The 12,700-nt window shown below is 33.9% G+C and carries 12 protein-coding genes; 6 read left to right on the forward strand and 6 right to left on the reverse strand.

Translation table 11 applies throughout. The annotated features are described in order from the left end of the window. Nucleotides 1–100: 100 nt before the first annotated feature. The 6 genes from Q0409_RS03410 to Q0409_RS03435 form a co-directional block, all read right to left on the reverse strand. Entirely contained in the window at nucleotides 101–715 is a 615-nt protein-coding gene (locus Q0409_RS03410) for an orotate phosphoribosyltransferase-like protein (protein ID WP_298535078.1), read from the reverse strand. An 83-nt stretch (nucleotides 716–798) separates the two neighbouring features. Beyond that, nucleotides 799–1,746, reverse strand: coding sequence for a Gfo/Idh/MocA family protein (locus Q0409_RS03415; RefSeq protein WP_295608528.1), 948 nt, complete (start codon nucleotides 1,744–1,746; stop codon nucleotides 799–801). Nucleotides 1,747–2,084: 338 nt separating this feature from the next. Next, a complete protein-coding gene (gene hemC / locus Q0409_RS03420; RefSeq protein ID WP_298535080.1) occupies nucleotides 2,085–2,954 on the reverse strand; it encodes a hydroxymethylbilane synthase in 870 nt (289 codons plus the stop codon). 189 nt (nucleotides 2,955–3,143) lie between these two features. Then, the gene (gene cfbE, locus Q0409_RS03425) at nucleotides 3,144–4,817 is read right to left on the reverse strand and encodes a coenzyme F430 synthase (RefSeq protein WP_298535082.1); all 1,674 of its coding nucleotides are present in this window, start codon (nucleotides 4,815–4,817) and stop codon (nucleotides 3,144–3,146) included. 101 nt (nucleotides 4,818–4,918) lie between these two features. Then, nucleotides 4,919–6,790: a bifunctional NADP phosphatase/NAD kinase gene (locus tag Q0409_RS03430; RefSeq protein WP_298535084.1), complete on the reverse strand. Its 1,872-nt coding sequence runs from the start codon at nucleotides 6,788–6,790 to the stop codon at nucleotides 4,919–4,921. Between the two features lie 71 nt (nucleotides 6,791–6,861). Further along, nucleotides 6,862–7,320 carry a pyruvoyl-dependent arginine decarboxylase gene (locus tag Q0409_RS03435; protein WP_298535086.1) on the reverse strand — a complete coding sequence of 153 codons (459 nt, stop codon included), beginning with the start codon at nucleotides 7,318–7,320 and terminating at the stop codon, nucleotides 6,862–6,864. A 349-nt stretch (nucleotides 7,321–7,669) separates the two neighbouring features. Here Q0409_RS03435 and Q0409_RS03440 point away from each other — a divergent pair, with 349 nt between their 5' ends. The 6 genes from Q0409_RS03440 to Q0409_RS03465 form a co-directional block, all read left to right on the forward strand. Continuing rightward, nucleotides 7,670–8,077: a translation initiation factor IF-5A gene (locus Q0409_RS03440; RefSeq protein WP_295608705.1), complete on the forward strand. Its 408-nt coding sequence runs from the start codon at nucleotides 7,670–7,672 to the stop codon at nucleotides 8,075–8,077. 214 nt (nucleotides 8,078–8,291) lie between these two features. Next, nucleotides 8,292–9,233 carry an agmatinase gene (speB, locus tag Q0409_RS03445; RefSeq protein WP_298535089.1) on the forward strand — a complete coding sequence of 314 codons (942 nt, stop codon included), beginning with the start codon at nucleotides 8,292–8,294 and terminating at the stop codon, nucleotides 9,231–9,233. 262 nt (nucleotides 9,234–9,495) lie between these two features. Further along, entirely contained in the window at nucleotides 9,496–10,095 is a 600-nt protein-coding gene (locus Q0409_RS03450; protein WP_298535092.1) for a hypothetical protein, read from the forward strand. Nucleotides 10,096–10,104: 9 nt separating this feature from the next. Then, nucleotides 10,105–11,358 (forward strand): 2-iminoacetate synthase ThiH, encoded by a 1,254-nt coding sequence (gene thiH / locus Q0409_RS03455; protein ID WP_298535094.1) that lies wholly within the window; start codon nucleotides 10,105–10,107, stop codon nucleotides 11,356–11,358. Then, complete coding sequence (thiE, locus tag Q0409_RS03460; protein WP_298535097.1) at nucleotides 11,339–12,007, forward strand: thiamine phosphate synthase; 669 nt, start codon at nucleotides 11,339–11,341, stop codon at nucleotides 12,005–12,007. The genes thiH and thiE overlap by 20 nt, the downstream gene beginning before the upstream one ends. Continuing rightward, a partial coding sequence (locus Q0409_RS03465; protein ID WP_298535099.1) for an HAD family phosphatase occupies nucleotides 12,000–12,700 on the forward strand: 701 nt, incomplete at its 3' end. The genes thiE and Q0409_RS03465, both read left to right, overlap by 8 nt.

Consider the following 12,700-nt stretch of genomic DNA (forward strand, 5'->3'; position numbering starts at 1 on the left):
ATATTTTTCAAAATAAGTTTTAATAAAAAATAGGACAATAAATTTGAAGAAATTTTATAAAAAAAGTTTAAAAAAGAAGAAAGAAGTAAATAATTAAGAATTATCTTAATTGACTTACTTTAATTAATGATTCGATTGGGACTCCATCCACTTCTTCGAGTCCTGATTTATCGATTAAAACAGTTACTACAATTGGATTTCCACCATGGTCTTTAACTACTTTAATTACATCAGTAATTGTGTCACCACTGGTAGTTACATCATCAACAATAACTATTTTTTTACCTTCTACAGTACCAAAGTTGCTGCTTATAGCCCCTTCATCGCTGTTAGCTGGGTTGGTTCTGTGTTTTTTAGGGTGGAATATAGATATGCATGTTGTGGTTCCAGTCAATTCTTCAATCACGTCAGCCATCATGGTTGCAAATGGAACTCCGCTGGTTGCAATTCCTACAACAAGGTCAATTTCCCCATGTTTCAATGCAATGTCACTTAAAGCTGCTGCAACATATCTGAGTCTGCTTGCACTACCGCCTAAACTGTTCCAGTTGATTGCAATGTCAACAGGTGCCTCTGTTTGTGCAGGCTCTTCTTTTCTTTGTAATGTTAACCATTGTGCAGTATCCATTGATACATTAAGCTCATCAGCTATTTCACCAGTTGTGAATCCATGGTTTCTAAGTTCCTGAGCTCTGTTAATAAGATCTTGGTTCATTTTTTTACCTCATTAATCATAAATTTTAATTAAATATTTTAGGAATCTTTGAGTTATTATTTTTAATTAATAGTGGAATATTTTTATCTAAAATTGATTGGACTGTGTTCTTTAGATGACTTGTTTGCTGCAAGAACCATCTTGAGAGCTTTAAGCCCATCTTCACCAGTAATTTCAGGTTCTTCATCCGCTTCTATTTTACATAGGAATGAATTCAATTCTTCACTTAATGGCTCTACTGGCTTGATTTGAATGTCTTGAGCAAACTTACCGTAAACTTCAATGCTTTGGTCAATGTAGTCAATGGTGATTATTCCATCAGTACCGGTAATTTCGATTTGTCTACGTTTGTATGGAGTTAACCAGTTTACTTCTAGAATACCTGTAATGTCTTCATCAAAGCTAATCATGATTTCTGCATGGTCTTCGAAGTCAGATTGATCTAAAATGCTGCTCATAGTAGCATAAACTTGTTTTACAGGTGCTTCAATCAAGAAGTTCATTACATCTAAATCGTGAATTGCAAGGTCAATAGCCACTCCCACATCCTTGATTCTTGGTGGGAAAGGACCTACTCTTTTAGCTGAGATTGTTACTAAGTCACCAATAACTTCATTTTCAATGAGTTCCTTAGCTTTTTGCACAGCAGGATTGAATCTTTCTACATGTCCTGTTGCAAGCTTTACACCTGCTTCTTTTGCTGCTTTAATCATTTCTTCAGCTTCTTCAGCAGTAAAAGCGATTGGTTTTTCTACTAAAACGTGTTTTCCATGTTTGATGGCTTCCATAACAACTTCGTGGTGGAAGGTTGTTGGTACACAAACGCTTACTGCTTCAATTTCAGGGTCTTTCAATAAGTCTTCGATTTCAGAGTAACCTTTTGTCTTATATTTCTTTACAACTTTGTCTAAGGTTGGCTTTACTACATCCGCCACTGCCACGAGATTGGCATTTTCCAATTTCGAATATACACGTGCATGGTTATATCCCATTGCACCTACACCTATAACTCCAACATTTATAGTTCTCAAAGATATTCCTCCAATTATTCAACTATATTTTTGTGTTTTATAACTTATAAATATTATTAAAATTTTATATTTTTTTATATAATTTTTTTCTTAATAATTATGATAATCGTTATTATATTGGTTAATATCTAAAATAAAAACGATTAAATGGTCAATTCTCTTAAAATAATTAAAAAAATAGGATAAATTGATTTTTAAGAATTATTAACCATTTTTTGAATTTTGATAAATTTTTGATTTCATGAAAATTCAAGATTTTTCATGAAATGCAATTTTTAATTTAAAAAATCTTAAAATAATAAATATTTTAAAGTATAATTCAAAGCATTTTAGCTATTTTAAAGGAATTCAAGCATATTTTTGCCTATTTTCCTTCCCATTTCTCGAGCTTCCCTAATGCTTCCTCTAATTGTTTCCTGATATAGGATCTCTCCATTTTTGTCGAGCAATATGGAATTAAGTTCTAGCTTGTTATCTTTTATTCCAGCTATTGCTCCAATTGGCCATTGGCAACCTACGCCTATTTCTTCAAGAATGGTCTTTTCAGCAAGCACTTCCTGGAATGAGAAGTAATGGTTTAATTTAGCTATTGTCTCTTTAAATTCACTGTCTTTTCTGGTTATTACTGCTAAAGCGCCTTGACCTGCTGCAGGCATTATATAATCTGTTGGGAACTTGGTTTTGATATATTTTTGAAGGCCTAATCTGTTCAATCCAGCTTCTGCCATGATTGTTGCATCCACTTCTCCATCCATTACCTTCTTGATTCTTGTTTCAACATTACCTCTGATTGGCTTCAATTCAAAGTCCTTGTCATGGAGCTTGCAGAATGCTTCTCTTCTTAAGCTGCTTGTTCCAAGAGTGGATCCTTCTTCAAGTTCACTCCAGCTGTAGTTTGAAATAAGCACTTCATTAGGGCTTTCCCTTGGAGGAACTGCAACAATTTCAAGGTCTTCGTTTAGTTCTGTTGGCACATCCTTTAGGCTGTGCACTGCAAAATCGACTTCTTCATCAAGTAGTGCATTGTCAAGTTCTCTTGTAAAAAGTCCTTTAGAATCCATATTATATAACTGGGAATTTGTAATTTTGTCCCCTTTGGTCTTTATGATATTCTTTTCTACTTCCTCTCCAGTGATATTGTATAAACAGCTTCGGATGTAGTCTGTCTGTACAAGTGCAAGTTTGCTTCCTCTAGTTCCAACAATCATTTGATTCGCCTTAGCTTTTTATATGAAAATTTGTGAATTTATAAAAATGAATTTAAATTGATTAAATCACTTTTTCAATGTCTTTAATCTTTAACATATTAATTTTGTAAATTATTCTTAATAAAATTATTTAAATTTTTAATATTTTTTATTTTTAAATAGGATTTATTTTTTATTTAAATTTTAATTTCAACGTTTGGAAACTTGTGAATAATTAGATCTATAGATAAATAGGATATTTTTATTATTAGCTATTGCTTGATTTTGAGCTTCATGATAATCCTCAATATATTCTATTTTGAACTTATTTTCGTTCATTGCATTAATTTTATTGCCTAGACTTTTTCCAAGCTCGTCAGTTAATATTAAGTTAGTGTTAGGATTATTTGTTAAGTATTCATGTAAGAATTTGGAGAGCTTGTCTTCGTCTATCTCTTCACATGTCACTCCATACTTTCCTCCAATGATGATATAATAATTGTCAATGTCCTTTATCATGTTTATTGAGCTTTCAATGGCTTTTGTATTGATTCCTGGATTGATTTCTTCAATGATTCTTAAGGCATTTACGTCATCGATTTCCCTAACATTTGTTCTCCCATCGATTCCTTTAAAGTTTGATAAAGCATTTTGAATGGTTTCCTCTTCTATGCCTAATGCTAATGCAGTTGTTGAAGCTGCTAAAACGTTTAGAATATGATGGGATCCTGGTGCAAAGCAATCCAGTATCAAGTTACCATTTATTACTTTTCCATCAATAGTTTTCAAGTCATGATAAATAATCTTTGCACATGTGTTTTCGATATCATAATCTATGGATTCGCAGTAGACATTTGCATCTGTGTTATTTAAGGAAAAGCTATTTATTTTTTCTTTGCATTTCTCTTTTTCATTAGGATAGAATTCATTCAAGGTTTCATATTCTATCACAATTGATGGGGACTTGAAGACTTGTCTTTTAGCTTCCCTTGCATCAGATTGTCCTTTAGCAATGGAATAGTTTTCAACCAGGTTAGTCAATATTCCGATGTCTGCCAAACCGCAAATTCCTAATGAGTTTTCAAAGATAGCCATTTCATAATTTAAATCAGTGTATGGGTTTTCGTTAAAGTCTTCCTGAATATCATTTTCCTCCATTCTTTCATTTAAATCCAGATTCTTATCGCATATTGGAAATGTGCTGCATTTAGGATTTACTATCTTTTTAGCTAGTTGGATAGTGTTTATGATATTTGCAGGAGTTATGCTGATATCCTTTTGTAAAATAAGCTTTTGCCCATTATCATTATTTTTTCTAAATAAGTAAGCTCCTAAACTGGATAATAGTAATGTGTCCTTATTGTTTTCTAAAAATATTTCCTTTAAGAGGAATGCAACGCTTGTTTTTCCTTTTACTCCAGTTAACTCAATGGTCTTTATGTCCTGATTGATTGTTTCCTCTTTCCAAAGTGATAAAACCAGTTCTGTAGCTTGATGATGGTTTATGATTTCATACTGATTCAATATGCTATTCTTATCGAAGTCAATTAAATTAGCTATTTCAATCAATAGTTCTTCAATGTTTAAGGATGAGTGAATAGGATTGATTATCAAGTCTTTTTCTTCGATTCCTTCACTTTCCCCTTCGCTTTTCTCTTCAGTTTTTTCTTCAATCCTTTTAATTGAATTTAATTTTAGTTGATTTTTAAATGAGTTCAAATCCTTAATGATATTCACATCATAAGTGATTAAAAGATTTTCATCTTCACTTTTCAATGTATTGTATAAGTCATATGCAAATACATTTTCGTAAATTCCTGATTTGGCAAGTTCTGAGGATATCTTAACTCCTCCATGTGTCAAATCAACTAAAAAAACATTCATTGTTTCACTCTTGATTAAATAATTAGTATAAAATTGATTTAAAATAAAAATAGAATTCGCTTTTTAAAAAATAATAAAAAAGAAAGATTAGTTTAGAGCATTTACAATACTCTGTTAATGCTGTCTAATCCTCCTTCATTAAGTTTATCCTTAACTTTCTTGTAGAAGTATTTCTTATTGATTCTCATGAAGTAAACGTCTTTTTCGGATTTCTTGATTACGAGCTCTTCCATATAGTTCACTTCTTTTTGAATTTGCCCATCCATTACGAAGATTGCTTTCTTACCTCTTTTAAGGAGCTTGATTCTGATTTCACTTCCATCAGATACAACAAATGGCCTTACTCCAAGTTTGTATGGACAAATTGGCACTATAATGAATGCACCTACTTTAGGGTCTACAATAGGTCCTCCTGCAGACATTGAATAAGCGGTTGAACCACTTGGGGTAGAGATGATCAATCCATCTGCCCTTAATTCCTCTACAACTTCCCCGTCTACAGAGATTTCATAATGAAGCATTTTAGCAGGTCTTGCAGTCATGATTACAACTTCATTCAATGCACGGAAAGTTTGGTTTTCGTGGGAAATGATGATTTGTGTTCTTTTCTCTTTAGACCATTCACCATCCAAAATTGCATCAAGCGCTTCGAATGTATTTTCTACTTCAATTTCTGTCAAGAATCCTACAGTACCCATATTGATTCCAAAAATAGGTATTTCCTTAGTCAATTGGTTTTGTGTTCTAAGGAGTGTTCCATCTCCTCCAAGAATGATTGCCATATCTGTTCTAAGTTCGTTCAACTCCTTTGCATAATCCCTGAAGTTGTAATTGAAGTTTAGGCTTTCTATGTGCTTTGCAATTTCTGGAGTTTCATTCATTGTTTTTGCAATAATCTTGTGGAGTTCTGGATTTTCTTTGATTTCTTCCAGCTTTTCTGCAAGCGAGGATTCAATAACCGTTTCCATATTCTTTTGAATCAATGTTTCAAAGATCTTAAGTGAGAATAATACTGATTTATATTCATCCACTCTACTTACGATTGCAACGCTTTGGATCTTATCCAATTCGTCATTGTTTATGATTTTAATTATTTGATTATGCAAATCAGGATTTCCTGCACTTACAACAACTGCCTTTTCGTAGATGCTTAATCTGCTGTCTAACTTTTCACCATACTTATCGGTTACAATAGCTCCAGCTTCCTCTACGATAAGCTTTGAAGCAGCAATATCGATGATTCTGCTTCCTCTCAAATCGAGAAACGCATCATATTTTCCGCTTGCAACATATGCAAGTTCCAGTACTACAGAACCTAATACTCTCATCCTTCTTGCAGTGTCCACTAATTTGGATACGGATAGAGTTTTACTTTTGGTAAATCCCCCAAGGCTTATTTTTGTCAAGTCAGTTTCACTGCTTGGAGTCATTGGCTCTCCATTTCTTTTTGCACCGTTTCCTTTAATGGCTTCATAGAAGTTTCCATTAGCATAATTCTTTACGAATCCAAGTTGAACGTCATTTAATGTTGCTTCTCTTCCTTCCGGCACATTTGCCACTGCAATTGACATACCATATGCGGGAATGTTCTTGATTGCATTGCTTGTTCCGTCAAGGGGATCAATTAGGAATATGAATCTAGGCTTATCAGGGTCTTCTTTTTCCTTTTTAGTTTTTGGAACATTATTAAGCAATTCTTCACTTAGGCTGATTGCTTCCTGTTTTCCTTTTCCGAGTTTAAGTTCCCCTATTTCTTCACTGATTAAATAAGACTCAAAATCAGCATCCTTAAGGAGTTTGATTACCTCATCTTCTGCTATGATGTCAATATAAGATGTAGGGGTGCCGTCTGCACCAATCTTAACAAATTCTCCAGCTTTTGGATTTCCAACTTGTCCTTCAAGGAGATTTTCCACTTTTTCGAAAACTGTGGTCGCAATGTTTCTGCAAATATCTATATCCTCTTGATTCATATTATCCCCTCAATTTTTGTTTTTTCTTGATTTAAAAATTATAATTTTAATAAGTTCAGTAATTATGATTTTTATTCTAAAATGTCCTCTGTAATGTAAATGACTGCAGCTATTGCAGATCCTATTTCTTTTACGGTATGATGCGCTTCCTCTACAATCAATTCCTTAATCTTTACATTTCGCTTATCCATCATGTACTTTACCATTTCTATTGCTTCGTTCTTTATGTCTTCTGGATTCTGATTGATTCCATTTGCCTCAACGACACATCCCAATTCTTCGCCAATAGCCACTGCAACACAAGCAATAAGTTCCTCTCCTTTGTTTTCGGAAGTTAAGCTTGATAAGACACAGTTCACCATAGCTCCTGCTTTCAATTTAGGCAATTTTTCAACTTTAGTATTGGCTTCAAGCATGCTTGAAACCTTTATTAAGTTCACATCACCAATTTCCGCTTCATATAAAGCATTATCAAAAGCGTTCAATTCTGTTGGGCCTTCGCTTGAGCCTGAAACAATAGCTATTCTCATTATACCACTTTATTTTAAAAATTCTTAAAAAATTATTTTTATATTATCATTTTCATTTATTTTTTTTATCTCATTTGATTAATGATTGGAAAATTAATTGAATAATCATTTTGATAAAAAAATTTTTATCTTAAATAATATTTATCTTTTATAATATATTAATTTATAAAATATTATTTTGGATATTCCTTTTTGACATATTTTTCATACGAAAGTTTATATATAATTTTAAATTAATATATTATTAATCTATATTTTATTAGGTTAATCGTATTTAATTTCAAAAAATGAAATTAAATAATAAATTTCAATTAAATTTATTTTTAATTATTATTGTGAGGTTATTTTAATGTCAACCAAAGTTGTAGAACTTAAAACCGTAAAAGTCGGAAAATATATTGTATTAGATGGAGAAGCTTCTAAAGTAACTAGCTTAACCACTTCATCTCCTGGTAAACATGGAGCTGCAAAAGCAAGATTAGAAGCTGTTGGTATTTTTGATGGTCAAAAAAGAAGTTTAGTAAAACCTGTAGACACTAAAGTAGAAGTACCTATTCTTGACAAAAGAATCGGTCAAATCTTAGCTGTTATGGGTGACCAAGTTCAAATCATGGACTTAGAATCATTCGAAACCTTTGAATTACCTATACCTGCTGAATTCGATGAAGAAATCAGAGGCGCTGTAGGTACTGACTTAGGTGTAGAATATATCATTGCTTTAGGCAATATGAAAATCATGAGAACTAAAAAAGTATAATTTTTTAGTTTTTTTACACTTTTTCCGGATTTTTTTAAAATCCGTTTTCAATCTTTTTTCAAATCAAATCAAATCTAAAATCAAATCAAACTTTTTTTATTTTTTATTATTCTATTTTTAATTAATTACTTGATTAACTGAGATTATTAATTAATCAAATAATTAATTGAATATGCAATTAATTTAAAATTAAACAAAATGAAATAGTGATATAATGCTTTTTAATACTTTTGAACCAGGAAAATTTGCTTTTTCAGCAGAATCATTTGATATATATGGATTGGATAATGGTAGTCAATCTAAGGATTCTGTTGATTTTGTAAAGTCTAAAAAATGGGGAATAATTGGAGTTCCCTTTGACAGCACTTGTTCTTATCATCATGGTTCAAGGTATGGCCCAACAATCATAAGAGAGGCATCATTTGGTTTTGAACAGTATAATTCAACCTTTGAAAAGCTTTTAGATGGAGAATTCTATGACTGTGGGGACCTTAATGTTGTTCATGGCAACTGTAGCAAAACCTGCGATTCTCTTGAAGATGCTGTAGGTGAGTTGATAGGTTCCAACATTAAGCCAATTCTCATTGGTGGAGAGCATAGTGTAAGCATAGGTTCTGTTAAGGCATTGTGTGGTAAAGAGGAAAGCAATGACTTGTCTGATATCACTGTCATCCATTTAGATGCTCACAGAGACATCATTGACACTTATATTGGGGAAAAGGATTCTCATGCAACCATTATGAGAAGAGTTTATGATTTGAATCCTAAGGAATTGATTCAGATAGGAATAAGATCATTCTCCCTTGAAGAAAAGGAATTTGTTGAAGGTGAAGATAATATCAGCAGCTTTTTAGCAAAAGACCTTTTTGATGGCTTTGATATTCTTTTGGAAAAGCTTGATTCAATTGAAGGAAAAGTCTATATTTCCATTGATATGGATGTGATTGACCCCGCATTTGCACCATCTGTAGGAAATCCAACTCCAAATGGATTGCATCCTCTTGATATTGAAAACATTTTTGATGCATTGGCAAGTAATGAATCTATTGATGTAATTGGATTTGACCTTGTTGAGGTTGCAAGTGATAAATTAGGTGATATCACTGCTGTTCTTGCAGCTAAAATGATTTATGATTTCTTGACATTATTTGCTTAAATTTTTTAATGGGTTATTTTCAATCATTTTTTCAATAATTCAATTTTTAATCATTAATTATTTTTCACTATTTTATTTAGCCATCATCATTAACAAATAATATAAATATTACTTAAACACATATCTTAATTATAATTTATTATTTACTATATAAGTTAAATAAAATTATTACAAGTCATTTTTACAAAAATAAAAAAATTATTAATCAATTTTACAAAATTATAAAATTATTATAAAATTAAAAAAAATTAGGAGATTTTTGATGTATAAGAGAGAAATAGAATTGTCTGGTCATATCATCGATTCTTTAACTCTTCCTAAAACCATGGATATTATCATGGACAACGGAGGAGACTTTGATATACTGGAATTTGATATAGGAAAACGCAAATCTGATACTAGCCATGCTAAAATTATGGTTTCAGCTGAATCTCCCGATATTTTAAATTCTATTCTTGATGAACTTAACTTTATTGGGGTTTCAATATCTGAAATTGAAGAGGTAAATCTTGTTCCTTCTCCAAAAGATAAAGTGGCCCCTGAAGGTTTTTATTCAACAAGTCATCATGTTACTCATATTTATTACAAAGGCGAATGGATTCTTGTCGATGAAATCGACTTGCCTATTATTGTAGATGCAGGTATCGGCAGACCGTCTCAGGCTTGTGAAGCAATGGAAATGGGGGCGGCTGCAATTATGGCAAACACCGCACTTGCTACTGCAGGAGACCTGCCTATGATGGCTTCTGCATTTAAGCACGCCATTGAAGCAGGACGAAAGGCTTACCTTGCAGGACTTGGCAGAGTATTGACACGCGGAGCCTCAGCTTCTGACCCTCTGACGGGATTCCTCAGAGATTAAGGAGAAGATATGGAAAATCAATTTTTTGTGGATTCGGAACATCTGTCACCCGAAGCACTTGAAAAAAAGCACAGGCTTGAAAACGATCCGTCATTCCGTAAAAACCTTATGGAGTATATGCCCGGTATGGAGATAATTGAGTCAGGTGTTTGCACAAGCGTTATTGCACAGATGAATTCTTATGATTATTCAAAATATACTGCTGATGATGTTAAAGCGTCATTGGAACACAATACTTGTACGATAGAAGATTTTAAAGCACTTCTTTCTCCTGCGGCAGAACCGTTTCTGGAACAAATGGCAGAGCGTGCAAGACTTGAAACAAGTAAGCACTTCGGAAATACTGTCTATCTGTTTACGCCTCTTTACATAGCAAACTATTGTGAAAATTACTGTGTATATTGCGGTTTTAACTGCTACAACCATATCAAGCGTATGAAGCTATCACAGGAGCAGATTGAAAAAGAGATGAAAGTTATAGCAGATAGCGGTATGGAGGAAATTCTGATTCTCACGGGCGAAAGCAGAGGTCAGAGCAATATTGAATATATTGGTGAAGCGTGTAAATTAGCAAGAAAATACTTCCGTATGGTCGGACTTGAAATTTATCCTGTAAATACCGATGAATACAGATATCTTCACGAATGCGGTGCGGACTATGTAACCGTATTTCAGGAAACCTATGATACGGATAAATATGAAAAACTGCATCTGCTCGGACACAAGCGCGTTTGGCCTTACCGTTTTGATGCACAGGAGCGTGCGCTTCGTGGCGGTATGCGTGGTGTTGCATTCTCAGCTCTGCTCGGACTTTCGGACTTCCGTAAAGATGCCTTGGCAAGTGCATTGCACGTATATTACTTGCAGAGAAAGTATCCTCATGCAGAGATGTCACTTTCCTGCCCGAGGCTCAGACCCATTATCAACAACGATAAAATCAATCCTCTTGACGTACACGAAAAACAGTTATGTCAGGTGCTTTGTGCATACCGCATATTTCTTCCTTATGTGGGAATTACGGTATCTTCCCGTGAAAGTGCCGAGTTCAGAAACGGTATTGTAAAAATTGCTGCAACAAAGGTTTCCGCAGGTGTTTCAACAGGTATCGGAGACCATGAAAGCAAGTATATGGGCAAGGAAGCCGAAGCTGTTCAAGGTGATGAACAGTTTGAAATTGATGACAACCGAAGTCTTGACAAGATGTATAAAGATATTACAGAGGAAGGCTTGCAGCCGGTTCTGAATGACTATCTGTATGTGTGAGGTAATAATTATGAAAAATTTTGACCCTACTTTATATTTTATAACTGACAGTACGAATTACACAGAGGAAGAATTCCTCTTACGTGTTGAACAAGCTCTCAAGGGCGGAGCAACTCTTCTTCAGCTTCGTGAAAAGGAAAAATCCACTCGTGAATATATCGAACTTGCAGAAAAGGTACACGAAATTGCAAAGCGTTACAATGTGCCTCTGATTATTGACGACAGAGTTGATGTTGCACTTGCGATTGATGCGGAAGGTGTTCACGTTGGCGCAAACGATATGCCTGTTGCTACTGCAAGAAAGTTGATGGGCGATGATAAAATTGTCGGTGCTACTGCTAAAACAGTTCCTTGGGCAAAAGAAGCTTATGAGCAAGGCGCTGATTATCTCGGAGTAGGTGCAATTTATCCTACAACTACCAAAGTTGTAACCGTTCTCACTTCAACTGAAACTCTCGATGCAATAACAAAAGCTGTGCCTATTCCGGTTAATGCAATCGGCGGTCTTAATAAAGATAATGTTGATATTCTTAAAGACATCGGTATTTCAGGCATTTGTGTTGTTTCGGCAATTATGAAAGCTGAAAATCCTGAAAAAGAAGCTGAAACACTGCTATCACTAGCAAAGGATTTGGTTAAAAATGATTAAAGGCGCAATATTTGACCTTGACGGCACACTTTTTGATTCAATGTTTATATGGGATACGATTGGTGAAATTTATCTTCGTTCAATAGGATATGAACCAAAAGAAAACCTGAACGAAACCTTCAAAACAATGAGTCTTTACAATGCAGCCTGTTATTATAAAAGCGAATATGGTGTTACTCTGTCTGTTGACGAAATAATGGACGGTGTTAACCGAATGGTAGAAAAGTATTACATAAATGAGGTTCAGCTGAAACCCGGTGTTTATGATTTTGTAAAACATCTTCATAATATCGGTGTAAAGATGTGTATAGCAACCGCAACAGACAAATATCTTGTAGAAGCGGCACTTGAAAGATGCGGAATCAACGAATGCTTTTCAAAAATCTTCACTTGTACATCTGTCGGGCACAGCAAGGATGAACCCGATATTTATCGTGAAGCTCTGAAGCATCTCAGTACTCCCAAAGATGATACCGTTGTTTTTGAAGATGCGATTTATGCAATAAGAACAGCAAAAAAAGACGGCTTCAGAGTTGTTGCAATTTACGATAAATCGGAAGTAAATCTGGCTGAAGTAAAAACACTTTGTGATTTTTACATTAAAGATTATTCGGATATGCAAGGCTTCTGGAAATTTGCCGCACCGATGAAAACAGCGCTATCAATAGCAGGAAGCGATTGCAGCGGCGGTGC

Origin of the sequence: uncultured Methanobrevibacter sp., from assembly GCF_937898925.1 — an archaeon.
Lineage (GTDB): Archaea > Methanobacteriota > Methanobacteria > Methanobacteriales > Methanobacteriaceae > Methanobrevibacter.

Coding starts and splice junctions, on each gene's coding strand:
- Q0409_RS03410 (WP_298535078.1), bottom strand. CDS start 715: ATGAACCAAGATCTTATTAACAGAGCTCAGGAACTTAGAAACCATGGA.
- hemC (WP_298535080.1), bottom strand. CDS start 2,954: ATGATTGTTGGAACTAGAGGAAGCAAACTTGCACTTGTACAGACAGAC.
- cfbE (WP_298535082.1), bottom strand. CDS start 4,817: ATGAATGTTTTTTTAGTTGATTTGACACATGGAGGAGTTAAGATATCC.
- Q0409_RS03430 (WP_298535084.1), bottom strand. CDS start 6,790: ATGAATCAAGAGGATATAGATATTTGCAGAAACATTGCGACCACAGTT.
- Q0409_RS03435 (WP_298535086.1), bottom strand. CDS start 7,320: ATGAGAATAGCTATTGTTTCAGGCTCAAGCGAAGGCCCAACAGAATTG.
- Q0409_RS03440 (WP_295608705.1), top strand. CDS start 7,670: ATGTCAACCAAAGTTGTAGAACTTAAAACCGTAAAAGTCGGAAAATAT.
- speB (WP_298535089.1), top strand. CDS start 8,292: ATGCTTTTTAATACTTTTGAACCAGGAAAATTTGCTTTTTCAGCAGAA.
- Q0409_RS03450 (WP_298535092.1), top strand. CDS start 9,496: ATGTATAAGAGAGAAATAGAATTGTCTGGTCATATCATCGATTCTTTA.
- thiH (WP_298535094.1), top strand. CDS start 10,105: ATGGAAAATCAATTTTTTGTGGATTCGGAACATCTGTCACCCGAAGCA.
- thiE (WP_298535097.1), top strand. CDS start 11,339: ATGACTATCTGTATGTGTGAGGTAATAATTATGAAAAATTTTGACCCT.